Origin of the sequence: Urinicoccus massiliensis, assembly GCF_900120405.1 — a bacterium.
In the GTDB taxonomy this organism is placed as follows: domain Bacteria; phylum Bacillota; class Clostridia; order Tissierellales; family Peptoniphilaceae; genus Urinicoccus; species Urinicoccus massiliensis.
The window spans coordinates 181778-205131 of the sequence record NZ_LT635492.1; the positions used below are offsets into that span (position 1 = coordinate 181778).

A 23354-nucleotide genomic window follows, 5' to 3' on the forward strand; every position below is an offset into this window, starting at 1 on the left:
CCCCTTTTTTTATGGAAAACTTGTCAAAAACCTCAAGCTCATGTAAAATAGAGGTATTAAATCAAGGAGGATCGATATGCCAACAACCATAAATACAAACCTGGGTACCATACAAATAGAACCTGCCGTATTGGCACAAATTGCTGGAGTTTCAGCCATGGAAAGTTATGGTATTGTAGGAATGGCTTCCAAAAATGCCGCAGATGGAATCTTCCAACTGCTTCGTTTTGAAAACCTCTCTAAGGGAATTGAAGTTGATGTAGATGAAACGTCAATTAATATAAAATTACATGTTATCTTAGAATATGGTGTCCGAATTTCAACTGTAGGTGAAAATATTATTGATCGGGTACGTTTTAATGTAGAACAAATGACGGGTCTTAGCGTAGATAATGTAGAGATTCTTGTCGAAGGAATTCGGATGGACTAGGGGGTAGCACAAAGAATGAGGATTGAGAAAAATAAATTTATAGAAGTTTTACAGTCCAGTGTAAATAACCTTCTAAACCATAAAGAAGAAGTAAATGCCCTGAATGTTTTTCCTGTACCAGACGGAGACACAGGGACCAACATGTCCTTGACCATTAAAAGTGCCTTAGAAGAGGTCAAGCGATCAGAAGAAACCGACCTAGGTAAACTTGCAAAAGCAGCTGCCAGGGGATCTTTAATGGGAGCCCGGGGGAATTCCGGCGTTATCCTGTCCCAATATTTTAGGGGACTGGCAGAGGGCTTAGCCAACCTTAAAGACTTTACACCGGCAGAAGTTGCCCATGTCTTGACCCAGGCATCCAAAACCACCTATAACGCAGTAATGAAACCAACAGAAGGAACCATCCTAACTGTAGGAAGAGAAACAGCTGAATTTGCAAATCGGTTTAGCAAAAAAGAACCCGTAGATATCTTGCTTTTTTTAGCTGAAGTTTTAGAAGCGGGTAAAAAATCCTTGGCAAATACGCCAAACCTTCTTCCAGTTTTAAAAGAGGCCAAGGTTGTAGATGCTGGGGGCCAAGGACTGATTCATATTTTAGAAGGAGCCTATTTGGCCTTAAAGGGTCAAGGTGTTCAATCCTTGACTGGAGAAGAAACCAAGGACCTTCCAAGTCAAAAGGCAGCCAGTCGGGAAAAAATTTCTACAGATGACATCCAATTTGGCTATTGTACAGAATTTATGATCCAAACAGATTCCAATGATATCGACGGTTTTCGCAATAAGCTTAAACCCCTAGGAGACTGCCTATTGGTAGTGGGTGGAGAAGGATTAATTAAGACCCACATCCACACCAACCATCCCGGCAAGGCCTTGGAATATGCTGTAGAGTTGGGTCAATTAAAAGATATCAAAATAGACAATATGCGCTTCCAACATGAAGAAGTTCTCTTAAAAGATGAGTTGGAGGAAATGCGGCGCCAGGAAGCAGAAAGTCCCCAAGAGGATAAGGACTATGGTTTTGTAGCCGTGTCCATGGGAGAGGGATTATCTGAAATATTTAAGGAAATCCAAGTAGACCAAGTTATCTTTGGCGGCCAAACCATGAACCCCAGTACCCAAGATTTTGTCAAGGCAATTCAAGCCATACCGGCAAGGACTATCTATCTTTTACCCAACAATTCAAATATCATCATGGCTGCCCAACAAGCTGCTGAAATTAGCGAAAAAGATGTTCGTGTCATTCCCAGCAAGACTGTACCTCAAGGAATTGCCGCCATGTTGGCCTTTAATGAAGAATCCGACCCCCATGAAGTGGAAGAAGCAATGACCCAGGCCATCCAAGAAATCCGGTCTGGATCTGTAACCTATGCGGTTCGAGATACCACTATAAAAAACCAAGAAATCAAAAAAGGTAACTTTATCGGCCTGCATGAAAAAGAAATTACAAGTTTTGGAGATGACCTAGAAGAAACAACCATCCAATTGATTCGGGATATGACCTTTGACGATGCCTACATGGTGACCATCTATTATGGACAAGACGTAGATGCCCAGGCTGCAGAAGACTTAAAAGTCAAGCTTGAAGAAGAGTTTGAAGATTTGGATGTAGATATTATTCCTGGAGGACAACCCCTGTACTACTATTTGATATCCATCGAATAAAGAAATGAAACCTAGGATCTTGTGTCCTAGGTTTGTTATTATGGAGGAAAAATGAACCTAGAGGGACCCATTTCGCAAATTAAGGGCGTTGGAGATAAGCGAAAAGAAAAATTTAAAAAATTGCGTATTGAGTCGATTCTTGACCTCTTATACTATTTTCCGAGAGACTACGAAGACCTATCCAGGTCCCAACTTTTTCAAGATGGTCAATTGGGAGAGAAAATCCTGGTCAGAGTAGAGGCCCGGACCAAGTATTCTGTGAATCGGCAGATGTGGAAATTAACGGTAGTGGACCAAGAACAGACCCAGGCGGAAATAGCCTTTTTTTCCCAAGACTATTTAAGGGGAAAAATTAAAGAGGGCTCTAACTACTATTTATATGGAGACCTAAAGGCCTTTCGAGGGCGCTACCAAATGGCCAATCCCAGAGTCTACAGTCTCTGGGAATTTAAAAAGGTCCAGGGAATCCGCCCCATCTATCCCCAGCAAAAAGGTCTCAAGCAATTTGAATTCGATCAATTGATTCAAAGGGTCTTACCTGAACTTCATGGCCTAGAGGAAGTGATCCCAAAGCCAGTGCGGCTTAAATACACTCTTTTATCCAGGGCTGCCAGCCTAAAAGAAATCCACCAGCCCACAAGCTATGAAAGACTTTTAGAGGCCAAGAAGAGGATGGTCTTTGAAGAATTTTTTATCTTGCAACTTTCAGTTTTTTATCGGCAGGGATACGACACCTCCCAAGAGGGCCTGCCCATGAAAAAAATTAATATGGGGAAAATTTTAAAAGAAATTCCCTTCCCCTTGACCCCAGGCCAGGCTAGAAGCTTAGATGAAATTATAGGAAGCCTTACTGGAGGCCGAGCCATGCGACGGCTCCTTCAAGGCGATGTAGGAAGTGGGAAGACCATGGTGGCCATGGTAGCCATGGCTTTTTGTATCGAAAATGGCTACCAATGTGCTATGATGGCGCCAACAGAAATTTTAGCCAGCCAGCACTACCAATCAGCCCTGGATTTTTTTAAGCCCTTTTCTTACCGGGTAGCCCTATTAACGGGAAAGACCAAGGCCAAGGACCGGAAGGAAATATTGGAGGATCTGAAGGCAGGAAAGATTGACATCCTATTGGGGACCCATGCCTTAATCCAAGATGACGTGGCATTTAAAAAGTTGGGCCTGGTAATTACCGATGAGCAACACCGCTTTGGAGTCAGCCAAAGAGAAAAACTTTTAGAAAAAGCCAAGGCCGTTCATTCCCTAGTTATGACAGCCACACCCATACCTAGGACCTATGCCATGGCCAGCTATGGAGACTTAGATGTTTCTTTTATTGACACCATGCCCCCGGGAAGAAAGCCTGTTCAAACAACAGCTGTGTCCAGGAGTGACTTAAAAAAGGCCCTGGACTTTACAAGGGCTCAATTGATGGAGGGCAGACAAGCCTATGTGGTGACGCCTTTAATTGAAGAAAATTACCAGCTGGACTTGGAGTCAGCCATTAAGACCTACCATGAATTGAAAGAAGAATTTAAGCCCTTTAAGGTAGCCCTTATGCATGGGCAGCTTTCTTCCAGTGAAAAAGAAAGCATTATGGAGGATTTTTACCAACATAAAATTGATCTTTTGGTGACTACCACAGTCATTGAGGTAGGAGTCAATGTGCCCAATGCCAACCTTATGCTAGTTTATGATGCCCAACAATTTGGTTTGGCCCAGCTCCACCAGCTAAGGGGACGGGTAGGCCGGGGAGATTACCAGTCCTACTGCATCCTCTACAATTCCAGCGACAGTGAAAAATCCTGGGAGCGGATGGGGATCATGCAAGAAACCACCAACGGTTTGTTGATTGCTGAAAAAGACCTGAGTTTACGAGGGGCTGGAGATTTCTTTGGCACAAGGCAAAGTGGGGCTTCTAGCTTTTTTATCGGAGACGTCTTGAGAGACTACCCCATCTTTAAGGAAGCCCAGCTAGAGGCACGAAGGTTTTTCCACCGCTACAAGTGGGACCAAGTAAAAGAAACTGCCTTGGCAAGAGAGATTCAAAGAAAAGAATCCTTAATTTCTAGGACCTAGCCAGGAGGGAGGATACATGCGAATTATTTCTGGAATTAAGCGAGGATTAAAATTAAATCCACCCAAGTCATTAGACACCCGCCCCACTGAAGACCGGGTTAAAGAAAATATGTTTAACCTCTTGGGAAACCTTCGGGACCTAAAAGTCCTAGATGCCTTTGCCGGGACAGGGGCTTTGGGTCTAGAAGCCTTAAGTCGAGGCGCCAGTTTCGTCTTGTTTTGCGAAAATAATCACAAAACTTTGACTACTTTAAAGGATAATATTGAAAAAGTTAATTTAAAGAGCTATACTATGTATAGTGGTGATGTCTATACTGCTCTAAACAAGACCAAAGAAAAATTCGATTTAGTCTTTTTAGATCCACCCTATCAAGATTTAGAAGCATATGGAAAAGTTTTAAATCACTTAGTAGACCTAGACCTTCTCAATCCTGGAGCAAGAATTGTCTGTGAAAGAAACCATGAAATTAACTTACCCCAGGGCTTTGATTGTTTGAAATCTCGCAAGTATGGTTCTAAATGGGTTGATATCGTAAAATGGAGTAAAAGATGAAAGTAATATATGCAGGCAGTTTTGATCCAGTTACCTATGGACATATGGATATTATTTACCGGAGTAGAGATATCTTTGGTGAAGTGGTGGTTGCAGTTTTAGAAAACAAGAGTAAGAAAAGTTTGTTTAGCCTAGAAGAACGGATGCAGCTCCTGGAAAAAACCTTTGAAAATGATAAAAATATCGAAATTGACAGTTTTCAGGGACTTTTAATTGACTATGCCAAGTCCAAGGGAAGCAAGGTCATTGTCCGGGGATTAAGAAGTGCAACGGACTACGAAGCTGAATGGGTTTTAGCCATGGCCAACCGTAGTGCAGAAAATTACGTGGAAACTTTATTTATTCCTTCATCCCATCATTTAGTCTATGTCAGCTCCTCATTAGCCAAAGAAATTGCAGCATTTGGAGGAGATGTATCGGATTATGTACCACCTATCGTCCAAGAGGCGCTAATAAATAAAATGAGAAAGGAGCACTAACATGGATGTATTAAAATATGTAGATGACTTAGAGGACATCGTCGAAACGTCAAGCACAATTCCCCTAACAGGAAAAATTATGGTGGAAAAAGAGGAGATCCTAGACCTACTGGAAAATTTACGTAGGGACCTACCCTTGGAATTAACAGAGGCAACTCAAATTCGCAAGGATAAGGATTTAATCATTAAAGATGCCCATAAGGAAGCAGAAAAAATTATCCAAGGAGCTAGGGCTCAAGCAGACCAATTAGTTGCTGAAGATGAATTGGTTCGTAAAGCCAATGCTCGGGCACAAGAATTGATGGATACTGCCAACAACGAATCCAACCAAATCAGAATAGGAGCTAGGGATTACGCCGATAAATTATTGGAACAAACCCAAGTACAATTGTCTGATGTAATTAAACTACTTAATGAAAATCGTCAAGAATTAAAATAAAAGCATTTAAAAACCTCTTTATCTTCGGATAAAGAGGTTTTCTTATAGGATTAAGGGGCTTTTTGTATAATCTGAAGGAGTCTGGGTTCCTAATAAGAGGTTCCTTAGGATGGTTTCTTGTAGAGACATCCGATAAATCTTTGCTACTGGGGAATCCAAGCCCTTGACAAACTTGGTTTGAAGCTTGTAGGGGCGTAAATAGGTCAAAGAATCTCTTCTGGCGGCTAGGAGTCTGTGGTAGTCTTGGACCAGGTCCAAAAGGTCTTTTTGGTCTTTTAAACTAAGGCCAAAAACTAAATGGATCAAGTCTCTTTGCAGGCGGGCCTGGGTGTATTTTTTTGTTGAAAGTTCTTTTAAGGGACGATTTTCTACCACCCAATTTTTATAGAGATAGCGGTGGATGCCGGGGTCTTGAAGGATTTGGTCCTGGCCTTGATGAAAGTGGTGGTCGTAGATAAAGAGTTCTTTCAATTTAGTCTCATAGGAAAAATTGGCCTCCTTGTAGGGAAGGTAGGAAAAGGGAGGCATGGACCGGAGGCCTTTTTCGTGGTTCTGGTCTTGGGCCCATCTTCGGAGTTGACTTGCTGAATGGACTGAGACCTTGTAGGGGTTATCTTGGTGGAGGCGGGAAATTGGGATTAGTTTTAGACCCAGATTAAAGTTGCTAATGGCCTGACAATATTCCAGGGCCAAAATGTCGTTGGGACTTTGGAGGATGGCACTTTCTTCTTTAGATAGGTCTATCCAAGCCTGGAGGGCTCTTGGCAAAGAAGCTTGCTTGAGAAGGTCTTGGAAGTCGGGGTCTTCTTTGGCCTTTATAATTTTTTTAGCCAGATTTAAATAGCTTTTAGGATCAGGAAATTCACTACCAAAAGAGAGATATTGGGCTCCCAGACTTTTCAAAAGAAGGATTCCGGCTTGAGCATAGCTTTCAGCCTTGGATGTGGCCAGGGCAAAGGGTAATTCAAAGACCATATCGGCTCCTGCTTGAACAGCACAAGCAGCCCGGGTCCACTTGTCCAAGATAGTGGGCTCGCCTCTTTGGCTAAAGTGGCCTACCATGCAGACTAGAATTTTAGACTCAGGATAGGTTTTTTTTAGTTTTTGAAGATGGTAGTAATGACCGTTGTGAAAGGGATTGTATTCTGCAATAACACCTATAATCATGGGAAACTCCTTTTTTATTTGTCTCTATTTTATCCAATGATTCTTGGAATTGCAACGGAGATTCTTCTTTTTGCTTGATAAAAACTAGGGGTTAATGGTATAATGGTACGAGTGTAATGAGCTTTATTTAGGAGGAATTGAATGAATATTTTAGTAATTAACTGTGGAAGTTCATCTTTAAAATATCAATTAATTGATATGAAGAATGAAAATGTATTGGCCAAGGGTTTAGTAGAACGGATTGGCATTGAAGGTTCTCAAATCAAACACGAAACCATTGGTAAGGAAGAAGTTAAAATTCAAGAAGCCATGAAGGACCACAAACGTGCTCTTGAATTAGTTTTAAATTCTTTAACAGATAAAAACTACGGAGCAATTGCATCCTTAGATGAAATTCAAGCGGTAGGGCACCGGGTTGTTCATGGTGGAGAATCTTTTGCAGATTCAGTTGTTATTGACGACCAAGTTATGAAGGCCATTAACGACAATGTGGAAGTAGCTCCACTTCATAACCCACCAAACATCATGGGAATTGAAGCTTGTAGCGAACTTATGAAGGGAGTTCCTCAAGTAGCTGTTTTCGATACAGCTTTTCATCAAACCATGCCTGAAAAGAACTACATCTATGCACTTCCCTATGAATACTATCAAAAATATAAGATTCGTCGCTATGGCTTCCACGGAACCAGCCATAAATTCATCACAGAAGAAGCTGCAAAGTTATTAAACAAGCCTGTAGACCAAGTGAATTTAATTACTTGTCACTTAGGTAACGGATCAAGTATTACTTCTGTTGTAAATGGAAAAAGCTACGATACAACCATGGGATTCACTCCCTTGGAAGGTCTAGTTATGGGAACTCGTACTGGGGACTTAGACCCGGCAATCATTCCATTTATCATGGACAAGGAAAACATGAATCCAAATGACATGAACACCTTACTAAACAAAAAATCTGGTGTCCTAGGCATTAGTGGAGTTAGCAGTGACTTTAGAGACTTGGAAGATGCTGCAAGCTCAGAACATAGGGCTCAATTGGCTCTGGATATCTTTGAAGCAAAGGTTCGTAAATATATCGGGGCTTACTATGGAACAATGGACCATGTAGATGGGATTATCTTTACAGCTGGTGTTGGAGAAAACTCCATTTCCATGCGGGAATCCATTATTGCAGGCTTAAAAAATCTTGGCTTAAAGATTGATTCTGAAAGAAATAATGTTCGAGGCAAAGCTCAATTGATTAGTACTGACGATTCCTCTTGCCCAATCTTTGTAATTCCTACCAATGAAGAATTAATGATTGCCAAGGAAACTTTGGAATTAACCAAGTAAAGCCAATTTACTATTGACATCCAGGCATATCCACCATATAATAAAGTGTATGTATATTTGAGGGGTGAATCATGGATTTATCTAAATTAAAAGATCTAACATTAGAAGGGCGACCTTATAAGGCAGAGATTTTAAAGGGTATCGACTCCATTGATACCGATGATTTATCGATAATTTTTCCGATTCATTATGAGGTCAGTGTGTATGCAACACATGACGTGTGGACTCTCATTGTAACTGTAAATTATGCGGTTCAAACAAATTGCAGTCGCTGCTTAAAGGAAATGGTGGATAAGGTTTTTGTAACATCGGAGTTTCTTGTTACTGAAACTGAAGAAGATGCTAAACTTTATAGTGGACAAACTGAAGATGAAGTCATTATCTGGCAAAAGAGGGATTCCTATCTCGACGAATTAGCCATGAGTATTGTGATTACATCACTTCCGATTCAGCCGCTTTGTTCGGAGGATTGTAAGGGTTTATGTCCAATATGTGGAAACGACTTAAACAAAGGAGATTGCCATTGCAGCGATCAGTCCATCGATTCTCGTTTCGCAGCATTGCAAGGTCTATTTGACGAAGAATAAGGAGGTGTAGAAATGGCAGTACCTAAGAGAAAAACGTCTAAGCAACGTCGAAATAAACGTCGTGCTTCATCTTACCAACTACCTAAGACAACAGTTGTTGAATGTCCAAATTGCCATGAAAGCAAACAACCACATCGTATTTGTCCTAAATGTGGCTATTATGATGGCAAAGAAGTTATTTCTATGGAAGACTAAGGATTTGACGAGAGTCATTTGACTTGAGGTAGATGTAAAACTACGAGCAAGGAACTTATAGAGAAGGAAGGGTCTTTTCATGAGTTGCCTGCTCGTATTTTTTTTGGAATCTTTAGAAAGAAGTCTTCTTATTTATTGCAAAGTCCCCTTAGTTAAGATAAACTATCTTTAGTAATAAAAGGAAAGATTGAAGGTGAAAAATGAAAGTAATCATAGATTGTTTTGGTCCTGACCTAGGTCCTGGGGTAATGATTGAGGGCGCCAGTTTATATGCAGCCGAAAAAGACTTTTATCCGATTTTTATAGGGAATGAAGACCAAATAAAGGAAGAATTAAGTAAGCATTCTTTTAAGGATTATGAAATTATTCATACAGACACTTATATTGAAAATACAGAGGAGCCTACAAGGGCCTTAAGGAAGAAAAAGGATTCATCTTTGGTCATGGCCTTGAGCCTATTAAAAGAAGGAAGGGCAGACGCAGTTTTAAGTGCGGGAAGCACCGGTGGCCTTCTTGCTGGAGGACTCTTTTTAATTGGCCGGAAAGAGGGGGTTGAAAGAGCCTGTCTTCCAGTGCCCATCCCTAAAGCCAAGGGACATGTGTGTCTTTTAGACGCTGGAGCCAATGTGGATTGTTCTGTAGATGTTATCCATTCCTTTGCCAAAATGGGGTCAGACTATGTTCGGAAGGTTTATTCTGTGGACCAGCCCAAGGTCTATCTCTTAAATATCGGCCTGGAACCGGGTAAGGGGAACAAACAAACCAAGGAAAGCTTTGACCGACTCAGTCAAGATCCCGATTTAAACTTCAAGGGAAACATTGAAGCTAGGGATGTTTTTAATACGGATGCAGATGTTATTGTTTGTGACGGCTTTGTGGGGAATATTTTCTTAAAAAGCATGGAAGGATTTGCTGAATTTATCTTTTCGAATTTTAAGAGTTTCTTAGTAAAAGATTCAGGGGCCCAAGAAAAAAATCCCCTATCAGAAAAGATGGTCCAATTAAAAAACATGTTTGACTACAAAAATGTAGGTGCTGTACCTCTTTTGGGGATAAAGGGCCTTGTCTTTAAAGCTCATGGCAGTTCAAATGCCAAGGCTATTTATAGTTCTTTAAAACAAATTGACCAGGCTGTTGACCATAAATTAGCGGATGAATTTTAATTTTAGGAGGAAATCATGAAAGACCGTATACTCGAAATTATCGCTGAACAGTTTAATGTAAAGGTAGAAGATTTAGATGAAGATACAAACTTTGTTGATGATCTAAACGTCGATTCTATTGAGCTTTTGGAACTTGTCATGACTATAGAAGATGAGTTTGACCTGGAATTAGAGGACGAAGTTCTAGAAAATCTTGCTACTGTTGGGGACGTCATTGACTATATCGACGCCCAAGACCTAAATGAATAAGTTTGAAAGCCTAGAAAAAAAGTTAAACTATGAATTTAAAAACAAGTCCAGTATAGAGGAGGCCTTCCAGCATGCTTCTTTTGCCAATGAAGAAGAGGGCTTGAAGAGTTACGACCGAAGAGAGTTTCTGGGAGATGCCCTCCTGGACATGGTTGTCAGCGAATACCTCTACCAGAAATATCCTTCAAAGGACGAGGGAGACTTGACAGTGCTCAGGGCCCAATATGTGGACGAGCATGCCTTAAATGCCATTGGTCTCTACCTAGACCTAGATTCTTACATCAAGTTTAGACCCCAAAAATACCACAAAAATCAAGTATCTGAGTCTATGCGAGGAGATGTCGTAGAGGCTATTTTTGCCAGTGTTTTTTTAGAAACGGGCTACCAGGAGGCCAGAGAGGTTATCCTCCATGTTTATCACTCTCTCCTTTCCCAGGATAAGGATGCTTTTGAGGGTCAAAAAAATTACAAGTCGATCCTTCAAGAGCACTATCAAAAAAAATACCATAAGCTCAGTATCAGCTACCAGGTCTATAAGACCCAGGGCCCCTCTTGGGACTGTACTTTTTACACTTATTGTAAAGACGGGGACCAGATTATTGGCCAGGGTTTTGGAGGGTCAAAAAAGGAAGCTTCACAAATGGCAGCCAAGGATGCCTTGGAAAGATTGAAGAAAAACCATGAGCAAATATAAAATTTTCCCCTTATTTATTAGTTTTCAGGGTTGTCCCCAACAATGTGTTTATTGCAATCAAAATGAAATTACTGGAAGTTCTGGAATGACACCAGACCTGGCTGGGCAAGAAATCAAAAAGGCAAGTCAAGAAATGACAGACTTTCAAGTGGCCTTTTATGGTGGAAGTTTTACGGCCCTGGACAAGGACTTACAATTTTCCTATTTTAATCAAGTCCAGGCTTATTTGGGCAAAGAAGTTAACAGTATCCGCTTAAGTACACGGCCGGATGCCATTGACCGAGACCATATAGGGGACTTGAAATCTAGGGGGCTAAGGACCATTGAACTAGGAGCCCAGTCTATGGATCCTAAAGTTTTGGACCAATCTCTCAGGGGACATTCGGACCAGGATGTTGTTGAGGCTGTTGGAGTTATTAAGAGTTTGGGACTGGAATTGGGAATCCAGCAAATGCTGGGTCTTCCGGGAGAAAACTGGGAGTCTTTTAAAGAGAGCCTAGATAGGATTTGTAAGCTCAAGCCGGATTTTGTTCGAATTTATCCTACTTTAGTCTTGAAAGAAACCCCCTTGGCCAGGCTCTATGAAGATAAAAGCTACACTCCCTTGAGCTTGGATGAGGCTGTTGAATGGGCAAGCTATGCCTATAGAAGATACAGAAAAGAGGGGATTGATGTCATTCGGATTGGCTTGCAAGCCACAGACCGGATAAACTTTCAAGGAGACTTGTTGGCCGGGCCCTTTCATCCTTCTCTGGGACAAATGGTTAAGAGTCGGGCTCTTGTAGATCAAATTAGCAGTTTTTTAGCTAAACGAGAAGTACATAGATTGGAAGAAATTCTTGCCTCAAAAAGAATGATTGCAAATATAGTAGGCCTCAAGGCCTGGGGGCGGAAGAAGTTAGAAGAGGACTTTGGCCCCATTCAATTTACCAAGCAAGAAGGAAAGCGGATAATCCTAAGGACAGAAGATCAGGAAATTGATCTTGGAGATGAAGAGAATGTATTTAAAATCCATTGAATTGCAAGGCTTTAAGAGCTTCGCAAAAAAGACAAAAATCAATTTTACTGAACCCATTACGGCCATTGTAGGTCCTAATGGGAGCGGTAAAAGCAATATTTTAGATGCAATCACCTGGGCCTTGGGAGAAACGCGGGTAAAGAGTCTAAGAGGGGCTAAAATGGCCGACGTAATTTTTTCTGGAACCCATCAAAGAAAGGCCCTGGGCATTGCAGATGTCAGTCTGACCTTTGACAACACATCAAAATGGCTGGATATTCCCTATAATGAGGTGACCATTCAAAGGAGGATGTACCGGTCTGGGGAAAGTGAGTATCGCATCAACCAAGAGACCTGTCGCCTAAAGGATATCCAAGAACTTTTTATGGATACTGGAATTGGGAAAGACGGCTACTCCTTTATAGGTCAAGGGAGGATTGATGCAGTTTTAAGCAATAAGCCTGAAGATCGACGGATGGTTTTTGAAGAAGCTGCCGGGATTACCAAGTTTAAAAAGAGAAAAAATGAATCCATTAAAAAACTACAAGAAACCCTGGATAATTTAGAGCGAATCCAGGATCTTTTGAATGTCTTAAAAAAGCAAGAACTTTCCCTGTCAGACGACCTGAAAAGATATTATGACTACAAGGAAGTCTATGAGAAAAGAAAATCTTTAGATGAGGATTTTTTTGTTTTAGAATACCAAAACTTTCAGGCTCGGAAGGGCAAGATCCAAGAGCTCATCCAAGAACTATCTGGGGAAATGGACCGGCTTAAAGAAGACCTGGCAAACAAGGCTCTGTCTTACCAAGAAATTAGTCAAGAGCTAGAGGAAAAAGAAAAAGACCTGGACCAAGACCAAGAAAAATTACAAGAAGCCATTGAAGAGTGGGTTCGCTTTGAGGAAAAAAGAGACCGCTATGAGGATCAAAAACGGTCCATCCAGGCCTCTCTGGATTTTGATAAAAATAACATAACCGATTTACAGGCAAGTCTACTGGAAAACCAAGAAAATCTACAAACAAACCAAGAAGACCAAGAAAAGAGTCTCCAGGAAGAAAAAGACCTGGAAGAAAAACTCCTAGGACAAAAAAAACTAGTTAATGAGAAAAAGGCTCTCTTAAATAACCTGGTCCAAAAAGAAAATCAGGTAAAGGGCTCTTTAGAAAGCGAAAACCAATCCAAATTGTCCAGAGACCTTAGGATCCAGTCCATGGAGGGAATGATCCGCGAAGTCCAAGCCAGACTTGAAAAATTAAAGAGTCTCTCCAATCAAATGGACAAGGAAATGGACTACTTAAAAGGTCAAATTCAAGAAGCCGACCAAGAAATCCAAGAAGTCACTGTCCAATCCAAGGACCAAGGTCAGGCCTTAGAAAAAACAAGACAAGCCTTACTTAAAAATGAAGAAGCCATCAAGGAAATATCTGAAAGTTTAAGAAAAATGGATTTAGACCGGAATGAACTTTTACGGAGTCAGGCTTTTTTACAAAACACCCTGGACCACTATGATGGTTTCAACCGGTCCGTAAAAAGTTTTTTAAAGATATCCAAAGACCAAGGTCTTTTTCAAGGGCAGATTTTAGGCCCACTGGCCAACTTATTCCAAGTGGATAAAAAATACGAGTTGGCCATGTCGGTGGCCCTGGGTTATGCCCTACAAAATATTGTAGTGGCCAATGATAGCCAGGTAAAAGACATGATTCGACTTTTAAAGGATAGGGCCCTAGGCCGGGTAACCTTTCTTCCCCTGAACCGATATGGGGATTATAGGATTTCCGGGAAAGCCCCCAAGGAAAGTATTGGCTATGCTAGAGACTTTATTTCATGTGATGATTCTCTAAAAAACCTCTTCCACCAGTTACTGGGAGATATTTTATTTGCTGAATCCTATGATGACGGTCTATTTTTAAGCCGGAACTACCGGAAAAAAATTATCAGCTTAAAAGGGGACCTTTTTCATCCCAAGGGGTCCATTACAGGGGGATCCATCCAAAAGGGATCTGTTCAAATCCTAAACCAAAAGAAAAAAATTCAAGAAAAAAATCAAGCTATCCAAGAAATCAACCAGGCTCTCCGGGAAAAAGAAGCCTTATTAAAGGAAAAACAGGAAGAAAAAGACAGATTGGATGCCAGCTATAGGGAGGGGAGCCAAGGACTTTCTGAAGCCAATGATAAAATTTTAAATTTAAGACAAAAAGCCTACTCCTTCCAGCAAAACATGGACTTGCAAGGCCAGCAAAAGAACCGCTACCAAGATGAAATTGACCAAATGGAGGCGGATTTAAAAGTTAAAATTGCGGACTTGGAAGCCTGTCACTTAGACCAAGAGCAAGATCAAAATCGCTTAAATTTAAGCCAGAACTTGGAAAAAATCCAAAAAGAAAAGAGCCAGGCAAGTCTTGAGTTAGAAGAAGAAAATGAAAAATTATTGCAAATGCGTCTCCAAGCAACATCTCTTAAGTCCACCATGGACTTCCAGACCAATGAGGGCAAGAGGTTGTTAACAGACCAAGAAAAAATAAACCAATCTCTGGATTCTGCCAAAAAACGGATGGAAGAGAATGAAAAGCTCCAGGCCCTGGTTGAGGAAAAACTCCTGGCTTGGGATGAAAATTATGGCTTGGGGGCAAAAGACCTAGAGCTAAAGAAACAAGCCCTCCAGGCTAAAAAAGATTTCCTATCTGCCTTGAACCAAAAAGCCAGCAAGTTAAACCAAGAGATTCTAGCCTTGAAGGAAGACCAGCAAGCAAGGGGAGAAGAAATCCAAAAAAGAGAATTTTCTCTGGAAAAGCTAGCCATGGAATATGGCAACCTGGAAGATCGATTTGTGGAAAGATATGGTATAATAAAAGACGATTTATTTAAGAAGGAGGTCCAAGAAAATCCCAAGATCATTGCCAGGGAGCTTTCCAAATTGAACAAGAAAATCGAAGAATTTGGGCCTTTGAATGAGCGAGTCGTTGATGAATACCAAGATTTAAAAGAGCGGATTGACTTTCAAGAAAAACAAAAGAGTGACTTAATTGAAGCCAAAGAGGAGCTTGACCAGGTCATTGAAAACCTAGACCGAAAAATGCGCCAGGTCTTTTTAAAAAGCTTCAAGGAGATTACGGAACACTTTAGCCTAATTTTCAAACAACTTTTCCGGGGAGGAACAGCCAATATTGACCTAGAGGAAGGTCCTGTTTTAGAGGCAGGTATTGACATTAAGGCCCAACCCCCTGGTAAAAAGCTCCAATCCCTCTCCCTCTTATCGGGAGGAGAACGGTCCCTTACGGCAGTTGCCTTAATTTTTGCCCTATTAAAATATCGACCGGCTCCATTCTGCGTTTTGGATGAAATTGACGCAGCCTTGGACGATGCAAATATCGACCGCTATGTGGACTATATCCGAAACTTAGAAGATACACAATTCATGATGATTACGCACCGGAAACCCACCATGGAGATTGCAGATATTTTATATGGTGTTACAATGGAAGAAAAAGGAATCAGTACCATTGTTCCGATGAAGCTCAAAAATATTTAATATAAGGAGGAGCCATGTTTGAGTGGATTAAAGACAAACTAAAGGGGACCAAGGAAAAGGAAGAAGACCTTTCCACCGGTAGCCCATTAGAGGATAAAGAAAATAATACCGAAGAATTCAGCCAAGAAGAAGGGGTTATTTTAGGCAAATCTTTAGAGGAAGCACTTTTAGAAAAAGCTGTAGACCCCATTGATGATTCAGAAATGGTCAACAACAACTTGGAAGTAGACCATGAGGGCCTGGTTGTCAAATCGGAGGAAGAAGACTCCCTAGAAGGCCTAGAAAGGGAGCTTGAAAAGGATTTTGATGAGGAAATCCAAGAAGACCCAGAAGAAGAGCATTTAAATCTGGAAGCCAAGGGCCAAGAAAAATTTACTGAACAGCTGGTGAATGAAAAAATAGAAGGATTTGAACCCCAAGAGGGAAATCAGACTTTAGAAGATCGCCAAGAAGAAGAGAAAATAGAAGACCAACCATTAGAAATTTCCAAGCCAGAGGAAGAGGCGGAAGAAGTCGTAGAAGAAGTAAAAGAAGAGACCGGGGGATTTTTTCAAAAGCTAAAGTCCGGCCTTTCAAAAACGCGTAAGCAAATGAGCCAAAAAATCAACCAAGTCTTGGGAGTCTATGTAAAAATAGATGATGACTTGATTGATGATTTGGAGGATGTCTTAATTTCTTCTGATATGGGCATGGAAACCACCATGGAAGCCATTGACCGGTTAAGAGATAAGATTATAGAAGATGAAATTAAAGATCCCCAAGCCATTTATCCTGCCTTAAAAGAGGTTATTCAAGAACTGTTGGACGAATGTAAGTTAAATGTAGAGTTGGAAACGGATAGCCCTATGATTATTCTTGTAGTGGGAGTCAATGGTGTAGGGAAAACCACAACTATTGGTAAGTTAAGCGCCCAATTAAAGGGGCAAGGGAAAAATGTTCTCATTGCAGCAGCAGATACTTTCCGGGCAGCAGCTATTGACCAGGTAAAAACTTGGGGAACCCGGGCCAATGTAGAGGTGGTCAGCCATTCGGAAGGAGCCGACCCAGCAGCCGTAACCTATGACGCCATCCAAGCAGCCAAGGCAAGAAATACGGATGTCCTTATTATAGATACAGCCGGCAGACTGCATAATAAGGCAAATTTAATGAAAGAATTGGAAAAAATAAGTCGCATTATAGAAAGGGAATATCCCGAGGCCAAAAGAGAAAATTTATTGGTCCTGGATGCAACAACAGGTCAAAATGCTATTTTGCAAGCCAAGACCTTTAATGAAGCCACCAATTTAACCGGCTTTATTTTAACCAAATTAGATGGGACAGCCAAGGGCGGAGTCGTCATAGGTCTCCAAAGGGAATTGAATGTTCCTATTAAATTTATTGGCGTCGGAGAACAAATAAATGACCTCCAAGTTTTTGACTCTGAAAAATTTGTAGAGGCACTCTTTGAAGATGAAGTAGAAATGTAAAAAGACAGGTGGGCCTGTCTTTTTAACTTTATGATTCGGAAAAAAAGTGAATGGAAGTCCCTTGGATAAAGGAGTATAAGATGAACATAACTCGACCAGCCTGGCTAGAAATCAACCTAGACCAGCTAGAAGAAAATATTAAAATCATTCAAAAAAACATTTCAAGCCAAAGCAAGATACTGTCTATTGTAAAAAGTGATGGCTATTGCTTGGGGGCGGCAAAAATCGTTGAAAGCCTCATTGACTTAGGAGTGGATTATTTTGGCCTGGCCACTACTAGCGAAGCCATCCAATTACGAAAAAAATATCCCAAGGTCGGTCTTTTGGTCCTAGGATTTACTCCGAATTTCTTACTAAAAGAATCCATTGACCAGGGAATTACCCTATCTGTCTATACTCTGGATATGGCTAAAGAAATTAATAATCATGCTGGAGAAGTAGGGAAAAAGGCAAAAATTCACATTGCCCTGGATACCGGGATGAACCGGATTGGTTTTTCCACCAATCAAGAAAAAATTCAAGAAACCTATCAAAAGATTGAAGAAATTAATGGCTTGGAGAACATTGAAATTGAAGGGCTCTTTACCCATTTTGCAGTAGCAGATACAGATGATGCCTTCACCCAACATCAATTTGACCAATACCAAATGGTCTATAGGGAATTGGGGAAAAGGGGAATTTCTATCCCCATGCGGCATGTAAGCAATAGCCATGCAATTCTTCGTCATAGGGCCTATGACTTGGACTATGTACGACCTGGGATTTTACAATATGGGTCTAGAGAAGAAGATCCCTATGGAGAAAATTTCTCTGTTAAGTTAATTGCCAACCTTAAGGCTCTAGTGGCCTATGTCAAGGAAGTTCCAGCTCATGAAGGAGTGAGCTATGGCTTAACCTATAAAACAAAGACTAGGACAAAAATAGCCACAATTCCCATTGGCTATGCAGATGGTTTGCCAAGAAACCTGAGTAACCAGTTGGAAGTTTTGATTCAAGGGAAACGGTGCAAGCAAATTGGCCGGATCTGTATGGACCAATGTATGGTGGATGTTACCGGTTTGGACGTCAAGGTAAATGATGAAGTCGTCTTATTGGGCCGCCAGGGGACAGAGGAAATAAGTATTGAAGAACTGGCCAAGAAGGCCGGGGAAATTCCAACCTCTTTTTTAACCCACTTTGGCAAAAGACTACCCAGGGTCTATTTAAAAAATCAAAAAGTAGAAGAAATTGAAGATATTATTTTAAAATGCTGATGAAATTTTTGTAATTTATTCTTGACATAAGTGGCTAATTTGATATAATTGTAAGGGTCAAGAAAAAAACTTGACCCCATGAAATGTGGTGATATGAAATGCTTGAAAGAACAGTTGAAATTGCCTTGCTCTTAGATAGTTATGAAAATTTGTTGCATGAGCGGACCAGGCAAGTATTGAAAGAATACTTTTCCTATGACCTCTCTTTGAATGAAATCGCGGAGAGACATTCAATTTCTAAACAAGCAGTCAGTGACCAGGTAAAAAGAGGAGAAGAAAAACTACACTCTTTTGAAGAAGCCTTGGGGCTAGTGGGGAAAAAACTGGCCCATGGTAGGGCAATCCAGGAAGCTCTCCTGCAAATTGAAAAATTTGAAAGAGAAAAAGACTTGGAGTCTTTGTCAAAAGCAAAAGAACTTTTAAAGGAGGTGTCCGATGGTCTTTGAAAATTTGTCTGATAAATTACAAAATACTTTAGGGAAATTAAAGGGCAAGGGTAAGGTATCTGAAAAAGATGTCGACGAAGCAATGCGTGAAGTTAAGCTGGCCCTCTTAGAAGCGGACGTTAACTTTAAGGTTGTTAAAAACTTTGTCAAAACAGTGAAAGAACGCTCCATTGGTAGTGAAGTAATGGAAAGTCTTACTCCTGGCCAACAAGTCATTAAAATCGTTAATGAAGAGTTGACAAACCTAATGGGGACTTCAGAGGTCAAACTCAACTTTGCCAAGCAAGGCCCTACAGTCATTTTAATGTGCGGCCTGCAAGGGGCTGGGAAAACAACAACTGTTGGTAAGCTGGCCAAAAAGTTAAAAAAAGAAGGTAAACGCCCCCTAATTGTTGCCTGTGACGTCTACCGTCCTGCAGCAATTAAACAGTTGGAAGTTGTCTCCCAACAAGTGGAGGTTCCCTTTTTCCAAATGGGGGATAAGATCTCTCCGGTAGATATTTCCAAGGCAGCCTTGGAACATGCCAAGAAGAATGGCAACAATGTCGTTATTATCGATACGGCAGGACGCCTGCATATTGATGAAGGCTTGATGGAAGAATTAAAAGAAATTAAGGCTTCTACCAATCCGGATGACACCTTGCTGGTACTAGATGCCATGACAGGGCAAGATGCAGTAAATGTTGCTCAACATTTTGACCAAGACTTAAGCATCACGGGAGTAATCCTAACCAAGCTGGATGGGGATGCCCGAGGCGGAGCTGCCTTATCCATAAGGGCAGTTACCGACAAACCCATTAAATTTATTACCATGGGTGAAAAGATGGACCAGCTGGAAGTCTTCCATCCGGACCGGATGGCATCAAGAATTCTAGGCATGGGGGATGTCTTAAGTTTAATTGAACGGGCCCAAAGTTCTGTGGATGAAAAAAAGGCCAGAGAACTGGAAGAAAAGCTAAGGTCCCAAAGTTTTACTTTTGACGACTTTTTAGACCAACTGGAACAAATGAAAAAGATGGGTCCCATCAGTGAATTAATGGGCATGATTCCAGGAGTAAATAAGCAGGCCCTCAAGGGCTTTGATGAAAGTGGCAGCGAAAAAGCCATGAAGCAAATGGAAGCCATCATCCGGTCAATGACTGTTAAAGAACGGGCCAATCCAGACATTATAGACAATTCAAGACGGAAGAGGATTGCCCAAGGATCAGGAACTCAACTTGTTGAAGTCAATCGCTTGATTAAGCAATTTAAAGATTTACGTAAAATGATGAAGCAATTTGGCAATTTTGGAAAGGGTAAAAAAAGACGGAAAATGAAACTACCCTTTTCCTTTTAAACTCGCTTAAAATTTATGAAGATAGATTTTATAGTTTTAATATGGAGGTGAAAATATGGCAGTAAAAATTAGACTTAGAAGAATGGGCGCAAAGAAAAATCCATTTTACCGTATTGTAGTAGCGGATTCAAGAGCACCTAGAGACGGTCGTTTTATCGAAGAATTGGGTTATTACAATCCATTAACTGAAGATAAAACAGTCAAGGTAGATGCTGAAAAGGCACAAAAATGGATTAAAAATGGTGCAAAGCCAACAGCAACTGTAGATCGCTTGTTTAAGGCAAATAACGTTTATGGACAAGAAGTTAAGGCAGAAGCTGAAGTTAAAGAAAATGAAGAAGCTTAAGGGAGGTTGACATGGTAGAGTTGATTGAATACATTGCTAAATCCATTGTTGAATTCCCAGACAAGGTTCTTGTAACCCAAGAAGAAAGTGAAAAGGGAATCGAACTTAGGCTATCTGTTGATAATAAAGATATGGGACGCATTATTGGTCGCGGTGGCAAGATCGCCAATGCCATGCGGACTGTATTAAAGGCTATTAGCACCAAGGAAAATAAGGCTGTTTTTCTAGAAATTGTAGAAGATGAGTAAGTACACAGTTTTAGGAAAAGTGGTCAATGCTCATGGCATCAAGGGAACCATTAAGGTTTATCCCTATACCGAGCACTTAGAACAATTTGTCCCAGGACAAGTTCTTTATCTGGGAGAAGACCACCAGGCTTTTGTCTTGGAATCTTCTCGGATACAAAAAAATATCTTGTATCTTAAGTTAAGGGAAATAAACACACGGACAGAGGCTGAGATGGTGAAAGATTGTCTTCTTTCCATCGAGAGCAAGGAACGTAGGAATTTAAAAGAAAATGAGTACTTTATTGAAGATCTCATTGGCTTTGATGTTTTTGACGACCAAATGCAAAAAATTGGCCAACTGAAAGATGTGGTTAAGGGAGCGGCAAATGATGTTTTTCGCGTTTCAGATGGTAAAACTGTTTGGAACATTCCCGTTGTCAAGGCTTTTGTCTTGGAAGTAAATCAAGAAGACCAGTTTATTCAGGTACATCTGATTGAAGGGATGGAAGAATGAAAATTTCTGTTTTAACCTTATTTCCTGAAGCATTTGCCTGGTTGAAGGACTATAGCATGATTGGTCGTGCCATAGAAAAGGGTGCTTTGGATTTAGATATTGTCCAAATTCGAGACTTTGCGGACAACAAGCATAAAAAAGTGGATGATTATTCTTTTGGCGGTGGACCAGGAATGGTTATGGCGCCACAACCTCTTTTTGATGCGATTACAAGCCTTCCTGATAGGCCAAAGGTTTACTATCTTTCCCCCCAAGGACGGGTTTTGGACCAGGAAAAGTTGTTTTCAATGAAAGAAGAAAAGAACATTATCCTATTAAATGGCCACTATGAAGGAATCGACCAAAGAGTCATTGATGAATTGGTGGATGAAGAAGTATCCATCGGAGACTATGTTTTAAGCGGTGGTGAAATGGCTAGTTTAGTCATTATTGATGGAATTAGCCGGCTACTGGATGGAGTTTTAAGTTCTGAGGAAAGCTATATGGACGAATCCCATATGGGAGGGTTTTTGGAATTTCCCCAATATACCAGACCAGCTGACTTTAGGGGCTTGAAAGTGCCTGAGGTTTTGCTCAGTGGCCACCATGAAAAAATTGAAGACTACCGGCTCTATCAAAGGATGAAAAAAACCTTGTTAAAAAGGCCGGACATCTTTGAAAAAATTTCCTTAAATGAAAAAGAAGAGAAAGTTTACAGACAAATAAAAAATGATCTAGAGAAGGGAGGTCAAAGTAACTAATGGATATCATTAAGAACATAGAAGATGCACAAAAAAGAGAAGTTGCTGAATTTAATACCGGTGATACTGTCCAAGTATTTTATCGAATCATTGAAGGTAGCCGTGAAAGGGTACAAGTTTTCGAAGGAACTGTTATTAAACGTCAAGGAACTGGAGTTAGAGAAACTTTCACTGTAAGAAGAATTTCTTACGGAGTAGGTGTTGAACGTACTTTTCCAGTTCACTCTCCTAGAATCGAACAAATCAAAGTTGTTCGTAAAGGACGTGTACGCAGAGCTAAATTATATTATTTACGCAAGCGTCAAGGTAAAGCAGCTAAGATTCGCGAACGTAAAACATTCTAAGCAAACGAAACAATCTCTAGAAGACTCATATAGCGGATTAAGAGGCGATGCCACTTGTCCGAGATATGACTCTAGAGTCTTGCGGGTGTAGCTCAGTGGTAGAGCCCCAGCCTTCCAAGCTGGTTGCGAGAGTTCGATTCTCTTCACCCGCTCCAGGGACCTGTAGCTCAGCTGGTTAGAGCGCACGCCTGATAAGCGTGAGGTCGGTGGTTCGAGTCCACCCAGGTCCACCAGAAATAAAAAAACTGCCTAGGGAAGTAGCAGTAACTTCCTAAGGCGGTTTTTTGCTAATTGTAAGAGATCTTGCTTTTGAAATTTTTTCTCAGCATAGATTAAGATTAAGTCACCCGGTAAGTTCAAGTCTTCGTAGGAGGACCGCTTTAGGTCTTTGTCAAAGGTATAATAACATGGACTGGAAAATAAACTTCCTTGGGAAAGAGGAATTTCAAGTGTAAAGCCCCCATCTTTCACAAGGAGGTTTCCCAAGGGCCTATAGATTTCCATATTTTTATGGGGAGTGTACCCCTGGTAGATGAGATCGGATCCCAACAATTGAATGGATTGAAAGCGGTAATTGTCATCTAGGTTTAGGCTGCTTTCATACTTGTCCAGGTCCTGGTCCAAAAGGGGAAGCCAGTGGACTTGCTCTTCAAGGGCCATAAAAAGCTTGGTTTTATCCTTGCTATTAAAGTGTGTATAGTAGGATTCAATCAGCTTTTTTTCTTCCTTAAAGTCCATGACCTTCTTTTTTGTATAGTGGCTATGCCAGTCTTGAATTGTTCGGGCAGGAAATTCTATAAAGGGGCTGAGATTTTTTTGCCTAAGCCATAGGTCTTCTTGCTGGATTAAGGGAGTTTGAAGCTGAAATTGGTCTAATTTTTTTTGCAAAAAAGGCAAATCAAATTGACTTCCTCGAAAGCTTTTGATTTGACTAGGTAAATTTTGGATCAGTTCTTGTAAAAAGGGCAATTCTTTGCTAAAGTCTTCCAGGAAAAAGTGTTTTTTGGCCCCTTTAGAAGGGGTATAAATAATACATTGGTAGATGATATCTTTTTTTGGGTTGATGCCGGTTGTTTTGAGTTTAAAATAGGATGCAGTCATTTTCTTCCTCCTTCTAACAAGTGTACCACAAA

At 40.8% G+C, this 23354-nt stretch carries 25 protein-coding genes and 2 tRNA genes; 25 read left to right on the forward strand and 2 right to left on the reverse strand.

Annotated elements, in window-relative coordinates; translation table 11 throughout:
* Window positions 1-76: 76 nt before the first annotated feature.
* The 6 genes from BQ7400_RS01190 to BQ7400_RS01215 are packed head-to-tail and all read left to right on the forward strand — an operon-like array spanning window position 77 to window position 5633.
* Entirely contained in the window at window positions 77-430 is a 354-nt protein-coding gene (locus tag BQ7400_RS01190; protein WP_034440062.1) for an Asp23/Gls24 family envelope stress response protein, read from the forward strand.
* Between the two features lie 15 nt (window positions 431-445).
* Window positions 446-2092 carry a DAK2 domain-containing protein gene (locus BQ7400_RS01195; RefSeq protein ID WP_072469175.1) on the forward strand — a complete coding sequence of 549 codons (1647 nt, stop codon included), beginning with the start codon at window positions 446-448 and terminating at the stop codon, window positions 2090-2092.
* Window positions 2093-2143: 51 nt separating this feature from the next.
* A complete protein-coding gene (gene recG / locus BQ7400_RS01200; RefSeq protein ID WP_072469176.1) occupies window positions 2144-4162 on the forward strand; it encodes an ATP-dependent DNA helicase RecG in 2019 nt (672 codons plus the stop codon).
* A 16-nt stretch (window positions 4163-4178) separates the two neighbouring features.
* Entirely contained in the window at window positions 4179-4715 is a 537-nt protein-coding gene (rsmD, locus tag BQ7400_RS01205; RefSeq protein ID WP_072469177.1) for a 16S rRNA (guanine(966)-N(2))-methyltransferase RsmD, read from the forward strand.
* Window positions 4712-5194, forward strand: a complete 483-nt coding sequence (gene coaD, locus BQ7400_RS01210; protein ID WP_034440057.1) for a pantetheine-phosphate adenylyltransferase — start codon at window positions 4712-4714, stop codon at window positions 5192-5194. Before rsmD ends, coaD begins: the two co-directional genes overlap by 4 nt.
* Before the next feature lies 1 nt (window position 5195).
* On the forward strand, window positions 5196-5633 hold the full coding sequence (locus BQ7400_RS01215) for an ATP synthase subunit B family protein (protein ID WP_034440055.1): 438 nt from the start codon (window positions 5196-5198) through the stop codon (window positions 5631-5633).
* A 42-nt stretch (window positions 5634-5675) separates the two neighbouring features.
* Here the strand turns inward: BQ7400_RS01215 and BQ7400_RS01220 are convergent, their stop codons facing one another.
* Complete coding sequence (locus BQ7400_RS01220) at window positions 5676-6800, reverse strand: nucleotidyltransferase family protein (RefSeq protein ID WP_072469178.1); 1125 nt, start codon at window positions 6798-6800, stop codon at window positions 5676-5678.
* Window positions 6801-6941: 141 nt separating this feature from the next.
* Between BQ7400_RS01220 and BQ7400_RS01225 the strand changes: the two genes are divergently transcribed.
* From BQ7400_RS01225 to BQ7400_RS01315, 19 genes are all read left to right on the forward strand, one after another.
* Window positions 6942-8132 carry an acetate/propionate family kinase gene (locus BQ7400_RS01225; protein ID WP_034440051.1) on the forward strand — a complete coding sequence of 397 codons (1191 nt, stop codon included), beginning with the start codon at window positions 6942-6944 and terminating at the stop codon, window positions 8130-8132.
* A gap of 71 nt (window positions 8133-8203) precedes the next feature.
* Window positions 8204-8719, forward strand: coding sequence for a YceD family protein (locus BQ7400_RS01230; protein ID WP_072469179.1), 516 nt, complete (start codon window positions 8204-8206; stop codon window positions 8717-8719).
* 12 nt (window positions 8720-8731) lie between these two features.
* Complete coding sequence (rpmF, locus tag BQ7400_RS01235) at window positions 8732-8914, forward strand: 50S ribosomal protein L32 (RefSeq protein ID WP_072469180.1); 183 nt, start codon at window positions 8732-8734, stop codon at window positions 8912-8914.
* A 200-nt stretch (window positions 8915-9114) separates the two neighbouring features.
* A complete protein-coding gene (gene plsX, locus BQ7400_RS01240; protein WP_072469181.1) occupies window positions 9115-10077 on the forward strand; it encodes a phosphate acyltransferase PlsX in 963 nt (320 codons plus the stop codon).
* Window positions 10078-10092: 15 nt separating this feature from the next.
* Window positions 10093-10326, forward strand: a complete 234-nt coding sequence (locus tag BQ7400_RS01245) for an acyl carrier protein (protein WP_072469182.1) — start codon at window positions 10093-10095, stop codon at window positions 10324-10326.
* Complete coding sequence (gene rnc / locus BQ7400_RS01250; RefSeq protein ID WP_072469183.1) at window positions 10319-11020, forward strand: ribonuclease III; 702 nt, start codon at window positions 10319-10321, stop codon at window positions 11018-11020. The genes BQ7400_RS01245 and rnc overlap by 8 nt, the downstream gene beginning before the upstream one ends.
* Window positions 11007-12038, forward strand: a complete 1032-nt coding sequence (locus BQ7400_RS01255) for an elongator complex protein 3 (RefSeq protein ID WP_072469184.1) — start codon at window positions 11007-11009, stop codon at window positions 12036-12038. The genes rnc and BQ7400_RS01255 overlap by 14 nt, the downstream gene beginning before the upstream one ends.
* Window positions 12019-15549 (forward strand): chromosome segregation protein SMC, encoded by a 3531-nt coding sequence (smc, locus tag BQ7400_RS01260; RefSeq protein WP_072469185.1) that lies wholly within the window; start codon window positions 12019-12021, stop codon window positions 15547-15549. The genes BQ7400_RS01255 and smc overlap by 20 nt, the downstream gene beginning before the upstream one ends.
* A gap of 14 nt (window positions 15550-15563) precedes the next feature.
* Entirely contained in the window at window positions 15564-17015 is a 1452-nt protein-coding gene (gene ftsY, locus BQ7400_RS01265; protein ID WP_072469186.1) for a signal recognition particle-docking protein FtsY, read from the forward strand.
* 80 nt (window positions 17016-17095) lie between these two features.
* Entirely contained in the window at window positions 17096-18268 is a 1173-nt protein-coding gene (alr, locus tag BQ7400_RS01270) for an alanine racemase (RefSeq protein ID WP_083553229.1), read from the forward strand.
* Between the two features lie 98 nt (window positions 18269-18366).
* Complete coding sequence (locus BQ7400_RS01275; RefSeq protein WP_072469188.1) at window positions 18367-18714, forward strand: sigma factor-like helix-turn-helix DNA-binding protein; 348 nt, start codon at window positions 18367-18369, stop codon at window positions 18712-18714.
* Entirely contained in the window at window positions 18704-20050 is a 1347-nt protein-coding gene (gene ffh / locus BQ7400_RS01280; protein WP_072469189.1) for a signal recognition particle protein, read from the forward strand. Before BQ7400_RS01275 ends, ffh begins: the two co-directional genes overlap by 11 nt.
* A gap of 55 nt (window positions 20051-20105) precedes the next feature.
* Complete coding sequence (gene rpsP, locus BQ7400_RS01285; RefSeq protein WP_034440031.1) at window positions 20106-20396, forward strand: 30S ribosomal protein S16; 291 nt, start codon at window positions 20106-20108, stop codon at window positions 20394-20396.
* An 11-nt stretch (window positions 20397-20407) separates the two neighbouring features.
* Entirely contained in the window at window positions 20408-20644 is a 237-nt protein-coding gene (locus tag BQ7400_RS01290; protein WP_034440029.1) for a KH domain-containing protein, read from the forward strand.
* Window positions 20637-21137: a ribosome maturation factor RimM gene (rimM, locus tag BQ7400_RS01295; RefSeq protein WP_072469190.1), complete on the forward strand. Its 501-nt coding sequence runs from the start codon at window positions 20637-20639 to the stop codon at window positions 21135-21137. The genes BQ7400_RS01290 and rimM overlap by 8 nt, the downstream gene beginning before the upstream one ends.
* A complete protein-coding gene (gene trmD / locus BQ7400_RS01300) occupies window positions 21134-21877 on the forward strand; it encodes a tRNA (guanosine(37)-N1)-methyltransferase TrmD (protein WP_072469191.1) in 744 nt (247 codons plus the stop codon). Before rimM ends, trmD begins: the two co-directional genes overlap by 4 nt.
* Entirely contained in the window at window positions 21877-22221 is a 345-nt protein-coding gene (gene rplS / locus BQ7400_RS01305; RefSeq protein WP_034440023.1) for a 50S ribosomal protein L19, read from the forward strand. The genes trmD and rplS overlap by 1 nt, the downstream gene beginning before the upstream one ends.
* Window positions 22222-22302: 81 nt before the next feature.
* A tRNA-Gly gene (locus tag BQ7400_RS01310) sits at window positions 22303-22376 on the forward strand.
* A gap of 1 nt (window position 22377) precedes the next feature.
* Window positions 22378-22454 (forward strand) — tRNA-Ile (locus BQ7400_RS01315).
* A 16-nt stretch (window positions 22455-22470) separates the two neighbouring features.
* On the opposite strand, the gene BQ7400_RS01320 is transcribed toward BQ7400_RS01315, so the two are convergent.
* Entirely contained in the window at window positions 22471-23322 is an 852-nt protein-coding gene (locus BQ7400_RS01320) for a ribonuclease H-like domain-containing protein (protein WP_072469192.1), read from the reverse strand.
* Window positions 23323-23354 lie beyond the last annotated feature (32 nt).